Annotated in this window: 22 protein-coding genes; 9 read left to right on the forward strand and 13 right to left on the reverse strand. The window is 66.6% G+C overall.

Going from position 1 to position 20,093, the window contains the following annotated elements:
* The first annotated feature begins 42 nt into the window (after window positions 1-42).
* From AC2D9V_RS13520 to AC2D9V_RS13545, 6 genes are all read left to right on the forward strand, one after another.
* Window positions 43-921 (forward strand): LysR family transcriptional regulator, encoded by an 879-nt coding sequence (locus AC2D9V_RS13520; protein WP_484715007.1) that lies wholly within the window; start codon window positions 43-45, stop codon window positions 919-921.
* Between the two features lie 84 nt (window positions 922-1,005).
* Entirely contained in the window at window positions 1,006-1,878 is an 873-nt protein-coding gene (locus tag AC2D9V_RS13525; RefSeq protein ID WP_484715008.1) for an AAA family ATPase, read from the forward strand.
* A gap of 65 nt (window positions 1,879-1,943) precedes the next feature.
* Window positions 1,944-3,197: a vWA domain-containing protein gene (locus tag AC2D9V_RS13530; RefSeq protein WP_484714615.1), complete on the forward strand. Its 1,254-nt coding sequence runs from the start codon at window positions 1,944-1,946 to the stop codon at window positions 3,195-3,197.
* 144 nt (window positions 3,198-3,341) lie between these two features.
* Entirely contained in the window at window positions 3,342-5,654 is a 2,313-nt protein-coding gene (locus tag AC2D9V_RS13535) for an OmpA family protein (RefSeq protein WP_484714616.1), read from the forward strand.
* 96 nt (window positions 5,655-5,750) lie between these two features.
* Entirely contained in the window at window positions 5,751-6,737 is a 987-nt protein-coding gene (locus AC2D9V_RS13540) for an XdhC family protein (RefSeq protein ID WP_484714617.1), read from the forward strand.
* The gene (locus AC2D9V_RS13545; protein ID WP_484714618.1) at window positions 6,737-7,729 is read left to right on the forward strand and encodes a molybdopterin-binding protein; all 993 of its coding nucleotides are present in this window, start codon (window positions 6,737-6,739) and stop codon (window positions 7,727-7,729) included. The genes AC2D9V_RS13540 and AC2D9V_RS13545 overlap by 1 nt, the downstream gene beginning before the upstream one ends.
* A 48-nt stretch (window positions 7,730-7,777) precedes the next feature.
* Here the strand turns inward: AC2D9V_RS13545 and infC are convergent, their stop codons facing one another.
* Window positions 7,778-8,356 (reverse strand): translation initiation factor IF-3, encoded by a 579-nt coding sequence (gene infC / locus AC2D9V_RS13550; RefSeq protein ID WP_484715009.1) that lies wholly within the window; start codon window positions 8,354-8,356, stop codon window positions 7,778-7,780.
* A gap of 172 nt (window positions 8,357-8,528) precedes the next feature.
* Between infC and AC2D9V_RS13555 the strand changes: the two genes are divergently transcribed.
* Window positions 8,529-9,050 (forward strand): hypothetical protein, encoded by a 522-nt coding sequence (locus tag AC2D9V_RS13555; RefSeq protein WP_484714619.1) that lies wholly within the window; start codon window positions 8,529-8,531, stop codon window positions 9,048-9,050.
* A gap of 154 nt (window positions 9,051-9,204) precedes the next feature.
* Here the strand turns inward: AC2D9V_RS13555 and AC2D9V_RS13560 are convergent, their stop codons facing one another.
* The 5 genes from AC2D9V_RS13560 to AC2D9V_RS13580 form a co-directional block, all read right to left on the reverse strand.
* Complete coding sequence (locus tag AC2D9V_RS13560; protein ID WP_484715010.1) at window positions 9,205-10,017, reverse strand: ferredoxin--NADP reductase; 813 nt, start codon at window positions 10,015-10,017, stop codon at window positions 9,205-9,207.
* Between the two features lie 79 nt (window positions 10,018-10,096).
* Window positions 10,097-10,501 carry a DUF934 domain-containing protein gene (locus AC2D9V_RS13565; protein ID WP_484714620.1) on the reverse strand — a complete coding sequence of 135 codons (405 nt, stop codon included), beginning with the start codon at window positions 10,499-10,501 and terminating at the stop codon, window positions 10,097-10,099.
* Window positions 10,498-11,250: a phosphoadenylyl-sulfate reductase gene (locus tag AC2D9V_RS13570; protein ID WP_484714621.1), complete on the reverse strand. Its 753-nt coding sequence runs from the start codon at window positions 11,248-11,250 to the stop codon at window positions 10,498-10,500. Before AC2D9V_RS13570 ends, AC2D9V_RS13565 begins: the two co-directional genes overlap by 4 nt.
* Entirely contained in the window at window positions 11,240-12,910 is a 1,671-nt protein-coding gene (locus AC2D9V_RS13575; RefSeq protein WP_484714622.1) for a nitrite/sulfite reductase, read from the reverse strand. The genes AC2D9V_RS13570 and AC2D9V_RS13575 overlap by 11 nt, the downstream gene beginning before the upstream one ends.
* Before the next feature lie 7 nt (window positions 12,911-12,917).
* A complete protein-coding gene (locus AC2D9V_RS13580; RefSeq protein WP_484714623.1) occupies window positions 12,918-13,223 on the reverse strand; it encodes a DUF2849 domain-containing protein in 306 nt (101 codons plus the stop codon).
* A gap of 141 nt (window positions 13,224-13,364) precedes the next feature.
* On the opposite strand from AC2D9V_RS13580, the gene AC2D9V_RS13585 reads away from it, so the two are divergent.
* Window positions 13,365-13,826, forward strand: coding sequence for an Lrp/AsnC family transcriptional regulator (locus tag AC2D9V_RS13585; protein WP_484714624.1), 462 nt, complete (start codon window positions 13,365-13,367; stop codon window positions 13,824-13,826).
* Between the two features lie 9 nt (window positions 13,827-13,835).
* On the opposite strand, the gene AC2D9V_RS13590 is transcribed toward AC2D9V_RS13585, so the two are convergent.
* The 7 genes from AC2D9V_RS13590 to ssb form a co-directional block, all read right to left on the reverse strand.
* A complete protein-coding gene (locus AC2D9V_RS13590; protein ID WP_484714625.1) occupies window positions 13,836-14,735 on the reverse strand; it encodes an alpha/beta fold hydrolase in 900 nt (299 codons plus the stop codon).
* A 116-nt stretch (window positions 14,736-14,851) separates the two neighbouring features.
* A complete protein-coding gene (locus AC2D9V_RS13595; RefSeq protein WP_484714626.1) occupies window positions 14,852-16,027 on the reverse strand; it encodes a cytochrome P450 in 1,176 nt (391 codons plus the stop codon).
* On the reverse strand, window positions 16,027-16,944 hold the full coding sequence (locus tag AC2D9V_RS13600; protein ID WP_484714627.1) for a DMT family transporter: 918 nt from the start codon (window positions 16,942-16,944) through the stop codon (window positions 16,027-16,029). Before AC2D9V_RS13600 ends, AC2D9V_RS13595 begins: the two co-directional genes overlap by 1 nt.
* A gap of 60 nt (window positions 16,945-17,004) precedes the next feature.
* Window positions 17,005-17,745: a triose-phosphate isomerase gene (gene tpiA, locus AC2D9V_RS13605; RefSeq protein ID WP_484714628.1), complete on the reverse strand. Its 741-nt coding sequence runs from the start codon at window positions 17,743-17,745 to the stop codon at window positions 17,005-17,007.
* Window positions 17,746-17,848: 103 nt separating this feature from the next.
* A complete protein-coding gene (locus AC2D9V_RS13610; protein WP_484714629.1) occupies window positions 17,849-18,208 on the reverse strand; it encodes a HesB/IscA family protein in 360 nt (119 codons plus the stop codon).
* An 87-nt stretch (window positions 18,209-18,295) separates the two neighbouring features.
* Window positions 18,296-18,649 (reverse strand): SUF system Fe-S cluster assembly protein, encoded by a 354-nt coding sequence (locus AC2D9V_RS13615; RefSeq protein WP_484714630.1) that lies wholly within the window; start codon window positions 18,647-18,649, stop codon window positions 18,296-18,298.
* An 81-nt stretch (window positions 18,650-18,730) separates the two neighbouring features.
* Complete coding sequence (gene ssb / locus AC2D9V_RS13620; RefSeq protein WP_484714631.1) at window positions 18,731-19,249, reverse strand: single-stranded DNA-binding protein; 519 nt, start codon at window positions 19,247-19,249, stop codon at window positions 18,731-18,733.
* Window positions 19,250-19,480: 231 nt separating this feature from the next.
* Between ssb and AC2D9V_RS13625 the strand changes: the two genes are divergently transcribed.
* Window positions 19,481-20,083 (forward strand): lytic transglycosylase domain-containing protein, encoded by a 603-nt coding sequence (locus AC2D9V_RS13625; RefSeq protein WP_484714632.1) that lies wholly within the window; start codon window positions 19,481-19,483, stop codon window positions 20,081-20,083.
* Window positions 20,084-20,093 lie beyond the last annotated feature (10 nt).

Raw genomic sequence — 20,093 nt, forward strand, 5'->3', positions numbered from 1 at the left:
GCAGGCTATCGAAAGCCCCGCACGGGTTCATGAGGGAAACTCATAATGCTGCCCCGCCGCTACCTGCCGCCGATCCCCGCCCTGATGGCGCTGGAGGCTGTTGATCGCCTTGGCACGGCGTCCGCCGCGGCCGAGGAACTCAACCTGACGCAAGGCGCGATCAGCCGGGCGCTCCAGGGGCTGGAAGGCCAGCTTGGCGTGCCGCTTCTTCTGCGCGAACGTCAGCGCCTGCGCCTCACACCGGCAGGGCAGGACTACGTGGCCGAGGTGCGGAAGGCCTTGAACCTCCTCGCCTCTGCCTCGATCACGCTGCGTGCGAACCCGACGGGCGGGTCCCTCAACCTTGCCATCCTTCCGGCCTTCGGGATGCACTGGCTGGCCCCGCGCCTTGCCCGGTTTTCTCAGGCCCATCCCGAGGTGACGGTCAACCTCTCCACACGCCTTCGCCCGTTTGAATTTTCCGGCACCACCTTTGACGCGGCGATCCATTATGGCCGGCAGGACTGGTCCGGGGTGGACTACCTGAAGCTCATGGATGAAGAGGTCATCGCCGTCGCCGCCCCGGGCTTTGCGCCCCTGTCCGCGGCGACCGATATCCTGCGCCTTCCGCTCCTGATGCTCGACAGCCGGCCAGGGGATTGGGGCCGCTGGCTTGCCCACCACGGACATGCGGGCTTGCGCCCATCGGGGATGATGTTCGACCAGTTCGCCACGCTGACCCAGGGCGCGATCCACGGCATGGGCGCGGCCCTGATCCCGACCTTCCTCATCGCCCGCGACCTTGCCGAGGGCCGCCTTGTCCCGCTGTTCGGCCCGCCGGTGGCCGCGCTTGGCAGCTACTACCTCGTCTGGCCCCGCGCCACGCCCGCGCGCGCGCCTTTGCGGTCGCTCCACGACTGGCTTGCCGCCGATCAGGCTTGACCGCCGGCCTTGCCCCGGGCCAACCTGCCCCTGACGGAGGACAAGGTGACCGCCATTCCCACGGATATCGACGGGGTCGAGACCATGCTGGCGGGGCAGGGCTATGTCGCCTCGCGTGCACTCGCGACGGTGGTCTTCCTGGCCCTGAAACTCGGCCGGCCGCTCTTTCTGGAAGGCGAGGCCGGCACCGGCAAGACCGAAATCGCGAAGACCCTCGCCGCCGCCCTGGGTCGCCGCCTGATCCGCCTGCAATGCTACGAAGGCCTCGATGCGGCCTCCGCCGTCGCCGACTGGAACTTCGCCGCCCAGATGATCGCCATCCGCACCGCCGAGGCGACCGGGGCCGGCGACCGCGACGCCCTGAAATCCGAGCTTTTCACCGAGGATTACCTGATCGAGCGCCCGCTCCTCGCCGCCATGCGCCCGCAGCCGGGCGGCGCGCCGGTCCTCTTGATCGACGAGCTTGACCGCACCGATGAACCTTTCGAGGCCTTTCTGCTGGAGGCCCTCTCCGACTTCCAGGTTACCATTCCGGAACTCGGCACCATCCGCGCGCCGGAACCCCCCATCGTCATCCTCACGTCGAACCGCACGCGCGAAGTGCATGACGCCCTGAAGCGCCGCTGCCTCTATCACTGGGTCGATTACCCTACTTTCGACCGTGAGCTTCAGATCCTCGCCTCCCGCGCGCCCGAGGCGCAGGCGAGCCTCAGCCGCGAGGTGGTGGCCTTCGTCCAGAAGCTGCGACGCGAGGACCTTTTCAAGCGTCCCGGTGTGGCCGAAACCATCGACTGGGCGAAGTGCCTTCTTGCGCTCGATGTCATCGCGCTCAGCCCCGAAGTGATCTCCGACACCCTTGGCGCGATCCTGAAATACCAGGACGACATCCAGAAACTTCAGGGGTCCGAGGCCAAGCGCCTCCTGGAAGAGGTCAAGCGCGAGCTCGTCCCGGCATGATTCATTCTTGGTCCTCAGATATCGCACGGAGAGCGCGAGGGGTGTGAAACCCCTCGCTCCCGGCGATGGCAACCTACGCGCCCCTCGACATTCCCGACGACGGCAAGCTTGCCCATAACATCACCCATTTCGCCCGGGCGCTGCGCAAGGCGGGGCTGCCGATCGGCCCGGGCCGGGTCCTTGAGGCGATCCGTTCGGTCGAGGTGGCAGGCTTCGATCGGCGCGAGGATTTCTATTTCATCCTTCAGGCGAACTTCGTCTCGCGGCCCGAGGAACGGGCCGTCTTTGCCCAGGTCTTCCGTCTTTTCTGGCGCGACCCGCGCTATCTCGACCACATGATGTCGCTGATGCTCCCGCAGGTGCACGGGGTGCAGGAAGACCGGATCGCCCAGGCCGCCGAAAAGCGGGCGGCGCAGGCGCTGCTTGATGGCCAGTTGCCACCGCCGCCGAAAGAGACAGAGACGCCCGCCGACGAAATCAGCATCGACGCCAGCGCCACGATGTCGACGGAAGAACGGCTGAAGACGCTCGACTTCGAACAGATGTCACCGGACGAGATCGCGGCGGCCAAGCGCATGCTCGCGCGCCTTTCCCTGCCGGTGCGGCCGCTGGTGACACGGCGGGCCGCCTTCGACCCGCGCGGACGGGCCATCGACGCACGCGCGACCCTGCGCGACGCGATGCGCCGGGGGGGCGAATTCTCCGGGCTGGTGCGGAAGGCCCCAGGAACGCGCTGGCCCAACCTCGTCGTTCTTTGCGACATCTCGGGTTCGATGGCCGATTACAGCCGCATGGTGCTGCATTTCGTACATGCGGTGGCCAACCGGAAAGGGCAGGGCTGGGCCAGGGTGCATACCTTCACCTTCGGCACGCGGCTGACGAACATCACCCGGCACCTGCGCGCCCGCGATGTCGACGCGGCCTTGCGTGCGGCGGGGCAAGAGGCGCAGGACTGGTCCGGCGGCACGAGGATCGGGGCAAGCCTGCACCGCTTCAACCAGGACTGGTCGCGCCGGGTTCTGGGGCAGGGGGCAGTCGTCCTTCTGATCACCGATGGGCTTGACCGCGACGATTCCGGCCTTCTGGCGACCGAGGTCGAGCGGCTTCATCTCTCCTGCCGCCGGCTGATCTGGCTGAACCCGCTGCTCCGCTGGACGGGGTTTGTGCCAAGGGCGCAAGGTATCCGCGCGATCCTTCCCCATGTCGACAGCTTCCGCGCCGGTCATTCCATCGCCTCGCTCGAAGCCCTTGGCCAGGCGATCTCGGACGGGGCCGACCGGGGCGAGCGTGACCGACTTCTGGCCCTGATCCGCGCTTAGGCGGGACTTCGCGCAGGTCATGCGATGTCAGGCCGCTGATATCGCATATCATGCGCGTGTGCCCTTTGTTATGCATGTCGGGCGGCAGGGAACCGGACTAAATCTGGTCCGTTAATCTCGCATCCATTGCAACGAGGACTGGGAATGAGAAAGCTTCTGGTATCCACCACCGCCCTGTCGGTCGCCATCAGCCCACTGGGCACGATGCCCGGCCTGGCGCAGGTCCTGAACGAGGACGGATCGATCACCGGGGCAGACGGCGCGCTCATCTGCGCCACGATCGCCGATCCGGCATGTGACATCGCCGCCATTGTCGAGGGGTTGAAAGCCATCGATCCCGCCGCGGGCGAGGCCTTGCAGGAACAGATCGACGCAAGAATCGCCGCTGACGCCGACGCAGCTGCGGCAGAGGCCGAGGCCGCCGCCGCTGAAGCTGCCGCCGCTGCGGAAGCCGCAGCCCAGGCCGAGGCCGAAGCTGCCGCCCAGGTCGCCGCCGAAGCCGAAGCCGCCGCACAGGCCGCAGCAGAAGAAGCCGCAGCCCAGGCTGCCGCCGAGGAAGCCGCCGCCCAGGCCGAAGCCGAAGCTGCTGCCCAGGCCGCCGCCGAAGCCGAAGCCGCCGCGCAAGCCGCAGCCGAGGAAGCCGCAGCGCAGGCCGCCGCCGACGAAGCCGCGGCCCAGGCCGAGGCGGAGGCCGCAGCACAAGCTGAAGCCGATGCTGCCGCCCAGGCCGAGGCGGACGCTGCCGTGCAGGCTGAAGCCGACGCCGCGGCGCAGGCCGCCGCTGACGAAGCTGCCGCGCAAGCAGCTGCCGACGAAGCCGCAGCCCAGGCCGAGGCTGACGCAGCAGCGCAGGCTGAGGCCGAAGCTGCCGCCCAAGCCGCCGTAGACGAGGCCGCAGCTCAGGCCGCCGCCGAGGAAGCTGCCGCCCAGGCCGAGGCAGACGCAGCGGCCCAAGCTGAGGCCGAGGCTGCCGCCAACGAAGCTGCCGCCGCAGCTGCGACCGAGGCCGCCGAGGCCGAAGGGGCAACGGAAGAGGCCGCGACCGATGCGACGGCACTTCTGCCTGAACCTTCCGCCGATGCGGTCATCGAGGCGCTTGGCGAAGGGGCGATCGATCCCGCGACCGGTGCCCCGCTTGATGCCGAGGCCGCAGCCGCCGCCGCCGCTGCACTGGCTGCTGCCCAGGCCGAGCTTCAGGTCACCGAGACGGGTGAGGTCATCGATCCCGCCGCCGGTCTGAAGGTCGCCGAACCGGTCGAGGTTGATCCGGCCCAGCTGGTCGATGCGCCTGAAGTCTCGGCCTCGGAGGTGGAAAGCCTGACCCAGCTTCTGACCGTCGACCCGACCGCGATCGACCCCAATGAGATCGCCGCCGCCGCCGCGGCGGTCGCGGCGGAAGATGCGGATGCCACCGCGCCCCTCGCCCCGGCGAACCCCGATGCCCTGATCGGCGCGGTCACCGAGACCATCACCGCAGACGCCGTGCGGACCTCGGCAGAGGAGTTCGCCGCAGCGCCGGTCACGGTGTCCGAAGGCAAGAAGAGCGGGCTTTCCAACCTAGAGAAGGCCGGTCTCGTGGTGCTTGGCGCGCTTGCGGTCGGGGCCATCGTCAAGGCAAGCAACGACCGGCAAGAAGAACGCCGGGTCGTGTCGAACACCGGCGACCGGGTGGTGATGCTTCTCCCCGACGGCTCTTACCAGGTGCTGAAGGACGACGACGCGGTCATCCGCCAGCCCGGCTCGACCGTCCGGACCGAGACGTTCAACGACGGCTCGACCCGCACGATCGTCGAGCGCGAAGACGGCACCCAGGTGGTCACGATCCGCGATGCCACCGGTCGCGTCCTGCGCCGGGCGACCTATGACGACCGGGGCCGCGAGATCGTGCTGATCGACGACCTGCAGCGCGAAGAGGTGGTGATCGTCGAGGAACTGCCCCGCCCGCGTCAGCGTATCGTGATCTCGTCCAAGGAGAACGATGCCGCCCTGAAGCGCGAGCTTGCGGCGATAGAGGCGGAACGCGTCGGTCGCAGCTTCAGCCTCCGCCAGATCCGCGACATCCCGCAGGTCCGCGCGCTGGCGGCCACGATTGATGTCGAGCCGATCACCTTCGCCTCGGGCTCCTCCGCCATCGCCGCGGCCGAGGCACGCAACCTCGCGGACCTTGGTCGTGTGATGCAGGACCTCCTCGACCTCAACCCACGCGAGGTCTTCCTGATCGAAGGCCATACCGACGCGACGGGCCGGGCGGCGATGAACCTTGCGCTCTCCGACCGCCGGGCGGAATCGGTGGCGCTTGCCCTGACCGAGTACTTCGACATCCCGCCGGAGAACATGGTCGTCCAGGGCTATGGCGAGACCGAGCTTCTGATCGACACGGAAGAGAACGAACCCTTGAACCGCCGGGTCGAAGTGCGGGTCATCACGCCCCTGATGCGCACCGCCGCCCTGCGCTGATCCTTGCCACCGAACGCCGCTCCCCCATCCATTCCCGGGGGGGCGGCGTTCGTCATTTCGGTGGCGCCGCGCGCCGGGGGGACGCATACTTTGCCCATGACTCGCGCGGCGCATGACCAGATCCCCGAAACCGCCCTTGCCTGGCACCGGGCCGGGCAGGGGGCCGCCATCGCCACGGTGGTCGAAACCTGGGGGTCCACCCCCCGCCAGGCCGGCAGCCAGCTTGCGGTCTCCGGTACGGGCGAAATGGTGGGCTCGGTCTCGGGCGGATGCGTCGAGGGCGCGGTGGTGACCGAGGCGCTGGAGGCGCTAGCCGACCGCCAGCCGCGCCTTCTGACCTTCGGCGTCAGCGACGAGACCGCCTTTGCTGTCGGCCTTGCCTGTGGCGGGACGATCCGCGTGCTGGTCGAACCGGTGGGCGAGGGGGGCCATGCCCTGCCTGAAACGCTCCTCGCCGATCTTGTCGCCGCCCGGGCGGCCCGGCGCGCTGCTGGCCTTGTCGTGAACCCGGAAGACTGGTCGCGGTCGCTTCTTGCCCCGGGTCAGGACGCAGCGGTGGACGCCCGGCTGAAAAGCGACCGTTCGGGGATGGAAGAGGATGGCCGCTTCATCGCGGTCCACAACCCGCCCCTTCGCCTTCTTGTCATCGGAGCGGTCCATATCGCCCAGCCGCTTCTGGCCATCGCGCGGACCTGCGGCTATGCGCCCACGCTGATCGACCCCCGCGGCGCCTTCGGCTCGGCCGCGCGCTTTCCGGGTGAGACGATCCTGGATGACTGGCCGGACGAGGCGCTTCAGGCGCTGGCCCCGGATGCCCGCACCGCTGTCGTCACCCTGACCCATGACCCGAAGTTCGACGATCCGGCGCTGACCGTCGCGTTGCGGTCGCCCGTCTTCTACATCGGGGCGCTTGGGTCAAAGAAAACCCATGCCCGCCGCGTCGAACGCCTGACGGCGCAAGGCTTTTCGGCGGATGAGATCGCCCGCATCCACGCCCCCGTGGGCCTTGACATTGGTGCCCGGACCCCGGCCGAGATCGCGGTCAGCATCATGGCCCAGATCACCGCAACCCTGCGCCTCTGATGCAGTTCGGCCCTGTCCCGCTCGATCAGGCCGAAGGCGCGATCCTTGCCCATTCCGTGCCTCTGCCGAACGGACGCCTGCGGAAGGGCTGCCGCATCGGGCCGGAAGAGATCGCCACCCTGCGCGGCATCGGTATGTCCGAGGTGATCGTCGCCCGGCTTGACCCGCAGGACGTGCATGAGGATGCTGCAGCCCTGACGATCGCAGAGGCGCTGGTCGACGGTCAGACGGGCGGTCTGGACCTGCGCCCCGTCGGGACCGGGCGGGTCAACATCCATGCGGCAGAGGCGGGGGTCGTCTGCGTGGATGCCGCCCGCGTCAACGCGCTAAATGCCGTTGATCCGATGATCACCCTTGCCACCGTGCCGCGCTGGCAGCGGCTGGCGGCGGGCGAGATGGCGGCGACGGTGAAGGTCATCGCCTATGGCGTCGCCTCGGCCTCCGTCACAGAGGCGGCACGAGCGGGGAAGCGGGCGCTCATGCTCCACCCCCCACGCTTGCGGACCGCGGCGCTGATCCAGACCGTGACGCCCGAGGATGACGGGGGTTCGGGTCACCGGGCGATCGAAAGCCGCCTGTCAGCCCTTCAGGTCGCCCTGCAACCCAAGCGCCTCGTCCCGCACCGCGAGGCCGAGCTTGCAACTGCGCTCGCCGAGGTGAGCGATGCCGACCTGATCCTGATCCTGACCGCCTCGGCGACCTCGGACCCGAACGACGTCGCACCCTCTGCCCTGCGCCGCGTCGGCGGAACGGTCGAACGCTTCGGGATGCCGGTCGATCCGGGCAATCTTCTGTTCCTGGGCCAGCTTGGCACCGCGCCGGTCATCGGCCTGCCCGGCTGCGCCAGGAGCCCGGCCCTGAACGGCGCCGACTGGGTGATGGAGCGGGTGATCTGCGGCGTTCCCGTGACCGGCGCGGACATTGCCGCCATGGGGGTCGGCGGCCTTCTGAAAGAGATCCCCCAGCGCGGGCGCCTGCGCGAGGCGAAATGACAAACGGGGCCCGAAGGCCCCGATTTCGCCGAAAGATCGTGCTCGGCGTTACTTCGGGCCGATCATCATTACCATCTGGCGGCCTTCCAGCTTGGGGAAGGATTCGATCTTGCCCACATCGGCGACATCCGCCTCGACCCGCTTCAGAAGCTCAAGCCCCAGGTCCTGGTGCGCCATCTCGCGGCCGCGGAACCGCAGGGTGACTTTCACCTTGTCGCCCTCTTCCAGGAACTTGAAGACCGACCGCATCTTCACGTCATAGTCATGCGTGTCGGTGCCCGGCCGGAACTTGATTTCCTTGATCTCGATGATCTTCTGCTTCTTGCGCGCCTCGGCCTCGCGCTTCTGCGTCTCGTACTTGTACTTGCCAAAGTCCATGATCTTGCAGACCGGCGGTTCGGCGGTGGGCGAGATCTCGACAAGGTCAAGGCCGGCCTCTTCGGCCATCTGCAGCGCGCGGGCGGGGGTCACCACCCCGACATTCTCGCCATCCGCGCCGATCAGGCGGATCTCGGGCGAGCGAATACGGTCATTGATGCGCGGACCGGTTTCGCGCTGCGGCGGGGCATTGTGGGGGCGGCGGGCTATGGTGTGGGTCCTTACGGGTTGTTGATGTGCGGGCGCAATCTAGACCTGTGGCGCGTCTCCTGCAACCCGGCAGGGCCCGGGAATGGGCCCAAATCTCGCCTTCGGGCGGCGAATTCGCGCAGAGGGCGAGGGCGCGGGCTTTTCATTCCCGGACTCAACTGCCATATGGGCGCCATCCGGGCTCAGGGCCCCGGTCATGGGAGTATATGACATGAACAGAACCGTTCTCATCGGCGCGATCGTCGTGCTTCTGGCCGCAGGCGGCTATTACTACTTTGCGAACCAGACTCCGGCACCGGCGCCGGAAGCGGCGGAGGCTCCGGCCGAAGGAACGACCGCGACCGAAGCTGCGACCACCGCCACCGAGGCCGCGACCGAAGCCGCGACCGAGGCTGCCACCGCCGCGACCGAAGCTGCGACCACCGCCACCGAGGCTGCAACCGCCGCCACCGAAGCCGCGACCGAAGCTGCGACTGCCGCCACCGAAGCCGCGACCGCTGCGACCGAAGCGGTGACCGAAGGCGCTGCAGCTGTGGCCGACGCCGCGACCGATGCGATGGCCGCGCTTGATCCGGCGAACTTCAACGCCGATTCCGTCGTGGCGCTGATCGATGGCTCGTCGCTGGACGACGCCACCAAGACCACGCTGAAGACCGCCGTCGAAGCCGCCCGCGCGAACCCCGCGCTGGTTGCCGAGACGATCGCCCAGGTCAAGTCCGCGCTTGGCATGTAAGCGCCGCGCAAGGCAAACAAAGGGCCGCAGGATCAGATCCCTGCGGCCCTTTTCAATTGTGGTGGCGGGTTAAGAAATCGTGAATGAAAACATATAACTAGTTGTTTCAGTATGGTTTTCCGATTCTGACCACTGTGGTCAGACACACCGATCCTCAGATCCCGTCACCCACAAAGGCTTTCTCGACCACGAATTCCTTCGGCTCGGAGTTCGCCCCTTCGCGCAGCCCGAACCCTTCCAGGATCGCCTTCACATCGACGTTGAAGGCAAGGCTGCCGCAGACCATCGCCCGGTCTTCTTCCGGGTTCATCTTCGGAAGGCCAAGGTCTTCGAACACCTTGCCCGAGGCGAGGTTGTCGGTCACCCGCCCCGTGTGGTGGAAGTCCTCCCGCGTCGTCGTCGGATAGTAGCGCAGCTTGCCCTGCACCATCTCGCCGATCAGCGGGTCGTCCTGCAAACCTTCGACCAGTTGCCGGCCATACTCAAGCTCGGCCACCTCGCGGCAGGTGTGCATCATGATGACCTGGTCGAACTTCTCATAGACCTCCGGGTCGCGCATCAGGGACGCGAAGGGCGCGATCCCGGTGCCGGTCGCCAGGAACCAGAGCCGCTTACCCGGCAGAAGCGCATCGACCACCAGCGTCCCCACGGGCTTCGGCCGCAGGATGATCTCGTCCCCCGGCTGGATATGCTGGAGGCGGCTGGTCAAGGGGCCGTCCGGCACCTTGATCGAGTAGAACTCAAGCTCCTCGTCCCAGGAGGGCGAGGCGATGGAATAGGCGCGGAGGAGCGGTTTGCCCTTGTCGTCCATCAGCCCGATCATCACGAATTCGCCCGACCGGAACCGCAAACTGGCAGGCCGGGTGACGCGGAACGAGAACAGCCTGTCCGTCCAGTGCTGCACGGACGTGACCGTCTGGGCGTCGGGCAGGTGGGGCTTGGCGGTCACAGGGCGGGCTTCGGTCATGAGGGTCGCTTCAGTCATGAGGGTCAGAGTGGCCTAGAGCGGCCGTCCTTCTGTAGCGTTGATTTGGATCAGACGAAAGTCAGGCGCGCAGGCGGGCCTGATAATGATGCTCGCGCCATTCGGCGGCACGGAATTGCCACTGCTCGGCCGGTTGGCGGTCGGCGAGTTCATCCGGAATCTCGGCCCCGTCAAAGCCCACCCGGCGCAGCATCGCGTACTGGTCGGCGATCACCGGACCCTTTGCCAGAAGCTGGCCCTCGTAGCCCATCTCGCGCAGTTTCCGCGCGACGGTGAAGGCACGGCCGTCGTTGAAGGCGGGGAAGGCGACGCGGATAAGGGTTAGGCGGTCCAGATGCCCGGCCAGCGCCGCAGGGTCGTCGGTATTCGCAAGGTCCACCGCCGTCTGATCGGTCAGGTCGGCCAGCGCCACGACCTCGGCTTCGGTGCCGGGCCCGAAGCCCGCATCGGTGACGATCACGCTCATGCCGCGTTCTCCTTTGGGGTGCGCACGGCCTTGCCGTCGATGAAATGGATGCCGCATTCCGTCTTGGCCTGGCCACGCCAGCGGCCTGCACGCGGATCTTCGCCGGGCTTCACCGGGCTGGTGCAGGGCGCGCAGCCGATGGAGGGGTAGCCCTTGGCGACCAGCGGATGCCGGGGAAGGCGGTTTTCGACCATGTATTCCTCAAGGTCCTCACGGCCCCAATGGGCGAGCGGGTTAACCTTGATCCGGAAGTCGCCCTCGTTCTCGAAGAAGTCGATCGTGCCGCGATCCGCGTTCTGAAAGCGCTTCCGGCCGGTGATCCAGCCGTCGAAGGTCGACAAGGCCCGCTCCAGAGGTTCGACCTTGCGGACGTTGCAGCAGGCGTCGGTGTTGAACTGGTGCAGCGTGTTGTCCGGGTCCTCGAAAGCCACGCGCGGCTGGGCCGCGCGGATCGTGCGGACGTCACAGAGGTGGAGCTTTTCGGCCAGCTCGCGCTGGTAGTCGAGCGTTTCCTGGAACAGCATCCGCGTGTCGATGAAGAGGACCGGCGTTTCCGGCGCGATCACCGAAACGAGGTGCAGTAGAACGACCGACTCCGCCCCGAAGGACGACACCAGCGCCACGCGGCCCAGGTCATCGTCCTTAAGCGCATGTTCAAGGACTGCCGTCGCCGAGTGGTGTTTGTAGCGGGCGTTCAGCGCCGCAACGCGCTCGGCAACCGGTCCTTCGTGGCGCCCGTCACGCGGCATCTTGCGCGTCTTCCGTGTCGTAGAGCGAGGCCTTGAACGGCTCCATCCCGACGCGTTTGAAGGCCTGGAGGAAGGTCTCCGACGGTTCGGTGCGAAGTTCGAGATAGGCGCGGAGAATGCGTTCGATGGCCGGCACGATCTCGGTATAGGCAAAGCCAGGCCCGGTCTTTTCACCGATCACCGCATCTTCGGTGCCGTCGCCGCCAAGGGTGATCTGGTAGTTTTCAACCCCCGCCCGGTCGAGGCCGAGGATACCGATATGGCCGACATGGTGATGCCCGCAGGCGTTGATGCAACCACTGATCTTGATCTTCAGGGGGCCGATCTCATGCTCCAGCTTAAGCGCCTCGAAATGGGTCGCGAGTTCCTGCGCGACCGGGATCGAACGGGCGGTGGCGAGAGAGCAGTAGTCCATGCCGGGGCAGGCGATGATGTCGGAGAGAAGCCCGACATTCGCCGTGCCAAGGCCCGCCTGAACGAGGGCCGCGTGCAGCGTGGGCAGGTCCGACTTGTGGACATGCGGCAGTATCACGTTCTGTTCGTGGCTGATCCGAAGGTCGGAATGGCCATATTTTTCAGCAAGATCAGCGATCAACCTCATCTGGTTCGAGGTCGCGTCGCCCGGGGTTGCCCCGTGCGCCTTGAGGCTTATGGTGACGATCGCATACTGCGCGTTGCGGTGTTCAGCGAGGTTGGTGTCGGCCCAGGCGCGGAAGGTCGGGTCGGCCTTGTAGAAGGCGTCATAGGCATCGATCGGCGCGTTGCGGAATGTAGGGGGCGCGAAGGCTTCGCGGATCTCGGCCAGGAGTTTCTGGTCGTTGCCGCCGAAGAGCGGGCGAAGCTCGGCGAAGCGGGCCTCGATCATCCGGGTGATTTCCTCGGCCCCGGTCTCGTGCACGGTGATCTTGATGCGCGCCTTGTACTTGTTGTCGCGACGACCAAGCGTGTTGTAGACCGACAGGACCGCCTCGACGTAAGGCAGCAGGTCCGCCTCGGGCAGGAAGTCGCGGACGGTGACGCCGATCATCGGGGTCCGGCCAAGGCCGCCACCGACGATGACCTCAAAGCCCGGCTCACCCTTTGCATTGCGGACCATGCGGAGGCCGATGTCGTGGGCCTTCGTGACGGCGCGGTCGTTGGGCGAGCCCGTGATGGCGATCTTGAACTTGCGCGGCAGGAACTGGAATTCCGGGTGGTCGGTCGACCACTGGCGGAGGAGTTCCGCGTAGGGGCGGGGGTCAGCGATCTCATCGGCGGCGGCCCCGGCGAAATGGTCGGCGGTGACGTTCCGCACGCAGTTGCCGGAGGTCTGGATCGCGTGCATCTCGACATCCGCCAGCGCGCCCAAGATTGCCGGCACGTCGGGCAGTTTCGGCCAGTTGAACTGGATGTTCTGCCGGGTGGTGAAGTGGCCATAGCCCTTGTCCCAGGTGTCGGCGATGTAGGCGAGCTGCCGCATCTGGCGGGGCGAGAGGGTGCCGTAGGGAATGGCGATCCGCAGCATGTAGGCGTGAAGCTGCAGGTAAAGCCCGTTCATCAGCCGCAGGGGGCGGAACTCATCCTCGGTCAGCGAGCCGTCCAACCGGCGTTCGACCTGCTGGGTGAACTGGGCGACGCGGCTGCGGACGAAGGCTTCGTCGAAGTCGGAATAGGAATACATTCGCGCCTCAGCTGGCCAGGTCGGCTTGCTTGCCGTGGTTGTAGTTCGAGGGGCCGCGGGTGCGGAACTCCTCGCGGAAGTGGGTGGGCTCGGGGCCCCGGGCGCCCGGTTTCGCATCGGCGAGATAGGCGCCGACGACAACTAGCTTCTGGGCAGCAGCATGCAAGAGGCGCATCTGGGCATGGGCCTCGTCCTCGATCAGTTCGGCCTCGTGGTGGAAGGGCGACCAGCGGTCGTCGGTCGTAAGGTAGACGACATCGCCTTCTCGAAGGCGGTTGGCGGTCACGATCTTCGGGGTGAAGCGGCGGCTCATGGGGCCCTCGACGGCTGCACGACTGCATAGAATATAGAATATTTTCCCCCTTCGGGACCAGAGAGCCTTGCAGATAAGGACGCTTGTTCCGATAGTGCTCCCACGGGGAACCCATGTTCCGGGAATGAGGGGAAATCAGGAATGAGTGCCGCGCTGGATGATCTGGACCGGAAAATCCTGTCCGAACTGCAACAGGATGCCGAGCAGTCATTGGACGAAATCGCCCGGAAGGTGGGGTCGTCCAAGACGCCGGTGTGGAACCGGATCCGTCGGATGCGCGAGCAGGGGGTGATCACCCGGACGACCGCGATCCTTGACGCCGAGGCACTGGGGTTGGAGGCCTGTTTCTTCGTCTTGATCCGGACCAGCGAACATGAGGCCGAGTGGCAGCGCAAGTTCCTGAAAACGCTGCGTGAACGGCCCGAAGTTCTGGAGGCGCACCGGCTGGCAGGGGATATCGACTATATCCTGAAAGTGCGGGTGAAGAACGCCCGAGCCTATGACACCTTCTACCAGGCCCTGATCTCGGAGGTGCGGATCTACAATGTGACGGCACTGCTGAGCATGGAGGAGATCAAGTCGACGACGGTGCTGCCCTTGTAACGTGACCGCCTACTGGGAAGTGCCGAGGCTTGCGATGAACGCCTTGATGGCCTCGGCTGCCGCCCCGGGCTGTTCAATCGGCATGAGATGCCCTGCGCCGGGAACGTTGATCAGCTGCGCGCGGTCCCCAAGTTCCTGCTGCAGATCTGCGCCGTTCTGTGGCGGGGCGATCTGATCTTCTGCCCCTTGCAGGATCAGGTACCTGACGTCGCCGGGCGGGGCCCACCATGCGCTGAGCGGTGTCGAGCGGGCGGCGCCCTCTTGCATCGCAGCCGAAGAGGGATCGCGGGCGGATTTGAACGTGGCCCAGACGGCGGGCGCGGTTGCGGGGTCGGCCACGAAATAGGCCATGGCTGCCAGAATCTGTTCTTCGGTGGCGGCCGGGTTGAAGACGGTCTGGAGTGCCGCAAGCGCGTCTGGCTGCGGCGGGACTTTCCCACCGGCCGCCAGCAGGATGACGCTTTTCGTCAGGTCGGGATAGGAGGCCGCGAACATCCGCGCGACTCGATTGCCGAAGTCGTTCCCCGCAATATGGACCGGGCCGGTGTTCAGGGCTTTCACGACCCCGGCCACGTCGTCGGCTATGGTCTGCAGGGTGACGCCACCGGTGGATCCGATGCTTTTTCCTGTGCCCCGCAGGTTGATGCCGACAACCCGGAACCCGGCGGCGGCAAGCGAGTCCGCCAGCCCGTCGAGGTAGCCCACGGTAAGGGTGCTGCCAGGCAGAAGGATGATCGTCTCACCGCTGCCCCGGCTGAAATACTGAATCTTCGTGTCGGCAAGGGTAACGATGCCTTCTTCGACCGCTTGCGCCGGAGCTGTTTCAGCCCTTGCTGGCAGGACGACCGGTGTAAGGCTGCCAAGTATTGCGATCAGACCAAGGATCGCACACAGTCGAAAACCGCGCATCAATGCACCTCCCTCGTCGCGTCTCGATCCTAGAGTTATCGAAGCCTCAGGTTTTGGCCACAGGATTTCTGACACTGCAGACGAAAAACCCGTCGGATTTCACGGCTTTGCGCGGGTCACGTCGAAACGATCAGGGCCTTCAACCCGTGGAAGTGATAGACATCGCCGTAGGCCGGCTTTGCCGCCAGCTTCAGCCCGGGGTGGTGGCGGAAAAGGATCGGCAGGGCGACCTGAAGCTCCAGCCGTGCAAGGGGCGCGCCGACGCAGAAATGGAGGCCCGCGCCGAAGCTGGCATGGGGCTTCACCGGGCGGGAGGGAAGGAAGCGGTCGGGCCGGTCCCATGCCCCGGGGTCGCGGTTCGCGGCGGCGAGGAGGAGGCCCACCTGGTCACCCCGGCGGAAAGTGTGCCCCATGACCTCGATATCTTCATAGGCCCAGCGGGTGAACATGTGGAGCGCTGGGTCGAAGCGGAGGATCTCCTCGACCGTGGCCTCTACGTTCGCGGGATCAAGCGCCGTGAACGGGGTGCGTGTTTCCAGAAGCGCCTTCACCCCGTTCCCGATCGTATGCACTGTCGCCTCGTGGCCTGCATTCAGGAGGAGGATGCAGGTGGAGATCAGCTCGTCCGTCGTTAGCCGGTCGCCTTCCATTTCGGCGGCGATGAGCTGGGTGATGAGATCGTCGGCGGGACGCGCCCGCCGTTCCTCGACATAGGACTTCAGGAACGAGACGAAGGCCTCGGTCGCGGCGACGGCCTTTGCCTCCATCTCGGGCGTGCGGCCGGCCATGTACATGCCGACCATCGCGTTCGACCAGCGGAGGAGGTCGGGCGCCATCTCTTCGGGCACGCCGAGGAGCCGGGCGATGATGCGAACGGGCAGGGGCTGGGCGAAGGCCTGCAAAAGGTCGAAGTCGCCTGAGGGCAAGGCCTGGACGAGTTCGGTCGCGAGCGCCGCGATCTCGGGCTCAAGCGCCGCGATCCGGCGCGAAGTGAAGGCGCGGAGAACGAGGTTCCGAAGGCGCGTGTGGCGGGGCGGCTCCAGCTCCAGCATCGAATGCGCCTCGACCGCGTAGAAGGGGGCGAGATGCGGCGGCACGCGCGGGGGCGTCACGGGTTCGCGGCCAAAGCGGCGGTCGCGGAAGATGGCGTTCACGGCGGCGGCGCTGCCGGTGCAGACAAGGTTGTAGTCGGCCCAGTGGAAGAAGTGGCCGGCGGCGCGGGCGGTCTCGTAGAACGGGTAGGGGTTCTGGACGAAGGCCGGATCCTTCGGGGACTGCGTCAGGCTCTGCATCAGATCCTCCCCCGCCCGACCAGGCCTTGCGCGATCAGCGCGCCGAAGACGACAATGGCGGCCCCGGCGGTCTGCCACCAGTTCCAGGCTCCACCCAGCGCGAAGACCATCAGCATGGTGTAGAAGGGCACGGCATTCATGTGCATCGAGGCCGCGCCGATGCCGATGCGGCCGACCGAGATGATCCACAGAAGCTGGCTGACCGCCATCGACCCGATCCCGAAGATGGCGAGGCCGGCGAATTCGGTGGGGCCGATGGCGGCCCAGTCGGGCCAGTTGCCGCGCAGAAGGCCGTCTGCGACAGCCGCGATCAGCGCGACCACCGCGCAGCCGGCGACGGTGACGGTGCTGCGGCCAAGGGGGGTGAGGTCCGGCAGCGCCCGCACGGTTTCGCGGCTGCCCCAGGTGTAGCAGATGACCGAGGCGAGGGCGGCGAGGACGCCGATCCCGAAATCAACCTCGCCATCCGCACCGCGCACGGCGACTAGGCCGCCCGCGACCGAAAGGACAAGGCCGATGGCGAGCGCCCGGGTGAAGGGGCGCTTGTCGGCAAGGCATTCCAGCAGGATGCCGCAGACCGGCATGACGGCGGTGACGATGGCCACTGTGACTGGATCGTTGAACTGAAGCGCGATGATGACGAAGAACGAGGCGAGGCCAAGGGTGACGAAGCCGACCCAGGCGCCGGTCAGCCAGTTCGCGCCAAGCACGGCAGCGCGCCCTTCGAGCACCCACCAGACCGGCAGGAGGACAAGGGCGGCAAGGATCGCGCGCCCGGCGGTGAGGGCAATCGGGGGCATGTGCGGGATGATGAGGTCCGCCGCGGGCAGGCCCGAGGCCCAGATGATCATCGAGGCCATGCAAAGGGCGTTGGCGACCAGCAGCGAACGTCTGGCAACGGGGGAAAGCGCGGTCATGGGCTGCACCTTGCGCCGGGATCGCCGCGGGGACTTTGCCGCCAGCGACCCGGGATGTCGTCAGGCCGAAAGGGCGGCGACAATCGCGCCGAAATCGGCGGCCTTGAGGCTTGCGCCGCCGACCAGCGCACCGTCGACATGCGGCACGGCAAAGATCTCGGTGGCGTTCGACGGCTTGACCGAGCCGCCGTAAAGAAGGCGCACGCCGGCAGCCTCGGCCCCGATGAGACCGGTGAGGCGGTCGCGGAGGAAGGCATGGACCTCGGCGATCTCGTCCAGGGTCGGGGTGCGGCCGGTGCCGATGGCCCAGACGGGTTCATAGGCGATGACAAGGTTGGCGGCGGTCGCGCCTGCGGGGATCGAGCCGTCAAGCTGGCGGCCGTTCACGGCGAGGGTCTGGCCGGCGTCACGCTCGGCCTCGGTCTCGCCGATGCAGACGATGGCGACAAGGCCGGCGGCAAGTGCCGCCTCGGCCTTGGCCTTCACCAAAGCGTCGGTTTCCTGGTGGTCGGTCCGGCGTTCGGAATGGCCGACGATGACATGGGTCGCCCCGGCGTCCTTCAGCATCGCCGCCGCGATGTCGCCGGTGTGCGCGCCCGAGGCCTTGGGGTGGCAGTCCTGACCGCCGACCATTAGGGCGCTGTCCTTTGCGGCCCAGGCCATCTGGGCCAGTAGGGTGGCGGGCGGGCAAAGGAGCATCTCGCATGCGGGGGCGGGGTGGGCGGCGATCAGCGCCTTAACCTCAGCCAGGGCGGAGGCGGTGCCATTCATCTTCCAGTTCCCGGCGGCGAGCTTCTTCATGTGCGGTCTCTCCATCTGACGGCACAGGCCTAGCGTCTTGGCCGCCAAAGGAAAAGCCCTTCCGGTGGGAAGGGCTTTTTCAGTTGCGCGCTGGCCGCCGCGGTCAGGCGGCGGGCTGGTCCTTGAACTTGATCGACTCGCCGCAGCCGCAGGCCTCGGCCACGTTCGGGTTGCGGAAAGTGAACTTCGATTCCAGAAGCGAGGTCTCGTAGTCGATCTCGGTGCCGATGAGGAACATCTGCGCCATGGGGGCGATCATTACGCGGGCGCCGTCCTGTTCGACAATCTCGTCCAGCGGGTTCACCGATGCGACGTATTCCATCGTGTATTCCATGCCAGCGCAGCCGCCCTTCTTGACGCCGATGCGCAGGCCCTGGGAAGCCTGTTTCTCCATCAGCCGCGCAATCTGGCGGGTGGCGGCGGGGGTCAAGGTGACGGCGGCCTTGCCGGGAATGCCGAACATGATCTGTCCTTTCGGTTCACGTCAAAGGTAAGCCTGCTGGCAGCCCCGTTCAAGGCTGCTGTTTTGCGGGCTGCCTTGGCGCTTGGGCTACATGAACCCCAGTTCCAGCCTCGCCTCGTCGGACATCATGTCCATCCCCCAAGGCGGGTCGAAGGTCATGTGGACATCGACCTGCTTCACCCCCGGCAGGGGTTCCACGGCATTGGCGACCCAGCCCGGCATCTCGCCCGCGACGGGGCAGCCGGGAGCGGTTAGGGTCATGGTGATATCGACCTCGTTCTCTTTCCCGATCTCGATCGTGTAGACGAGGCCGAGGTCGAAGATGTTCACAGGGATCTCGGGGTCGAACACCGTGCGGCAGGCCTCGACGACCTCGGGGTAAAGCGGATGGTCGGTGGAGGAGGGCTTGATCAGCGGCTTGCCCTCGATCTGGTCGGTCATGGTCGGCGTCCTGCCATGGGTTGTTGACCAATTATATAGGGAATCACCAAGCCAAGGTCCAGACCGGGGTGCGCCTGCCGATCAGAACGGGATTTCGTCGTCCATGTCGGACCGGCTGCCGCCGCCCGCGCCGCCACCCATGCCGCCGCCAGAGCCGCCGCGCGACCCGCCGCCGTAGCCACCACCCGAGCCGCCTTCGTCATAGCCGCCGCGGTCGTCATGCCCGCCGCCGCCGCCCGAACCGCCATCGCGGCCGCCCAGAAGAGTCAGGTTCCCAGAGTAGGGGCGCAGGACGATTTCGGTCGTATACTTGTCCTGACCGGACTGGTCCTGCCATTTCCGCGTCTCGAGCTGGCCCTCGATATAGACGGTGCTGCCCTTCTTCAGGTACTGCTCGGCGATCTTGCCCAGGGCTTCGTTGAAGATCGCGACCGAGTGCCATTCGGTGCGTTCCTTCCGCTCGCCGGAATTGCGGTCGCGCCAGGTTTCCGAGGTGGCGATGCGCAGGTTCACCACCTTGCCGCCGTTCTGGAAACTGCGCACCTCGGGGTCGCGGCCGAGGTTGCCGATGAGAATGACCTTGTTGACCGACCCCGCCATGCGAATCTCCCTGTTCCTTGCGTGCCGGGGTCAGCTTTGCCCCGGCTTGGTTAACAAACCTATACCCAGCCTGAGGGCAGCGGCAACCCGGGGTTCGCGGCATGGATCGGCGGAAGGCCGCCCCTTGCAGGGAAGGGCCCCCGAAGCGCCGCAGCGGGGCATCTGGAATTTCCGGCGCGGGCTGATATATTCCCGGCCAGAAATTGCGGTACGAGGGCAGATTTGACGCGCTTGGGAAAGCAGACGGGCCGGGTGGTCGCGGCCTGCCTTGTGCTTGTGGGCTCTGGAAGCTTCGCAGCGGGCGAAGGATTGAAGCTGACCGGCTCGACCAAGTCGCGTCTGGCAATCTTTGAATCCCAAAGCGACCTGATCGACAAGCGCTTGTCCAAGCAATACAGCGGGTCGGTCAGGCTGACCCCGAAGTACAAGGAAGGGGAGACCGACGAGACGGTTCCGGCCTTCCGCGGAAGCTATCGCGGAGAGTATCTGGAAGTTGCCAAGGCCGCAGCGCGCAAGCATGGCGTGCCTGAAGACTTGTTCCTCAGGCTTGTGCAGCAGGAAAGCGGCTGGAATCCGGGTGCAGTCTCGGTCAAGGGCGCGACGGGGCTTGCGCAGCTGATGCCGGGCACCGCTGAGCTTCTGGGGGTCGACATCAATGACCCCGAGGCGAATCTCGAGGGCGGCGCGCGCTATCTGCGGATGATGTACGACAAGTTCGGCAGCTGGAAACTGGCACTGGCCGCCTACAACGCCGGCCCCGGCGCTGTCGAGCTGCATGACGGCATCCCTCCCTATGCCGAGACCGAGAGTTACGTGAAGGCGATCCTCGGCTGATCTAACCGGC

It is taken from the genome of Tabrizicola sp. T46, assembly GCF_057219895.1.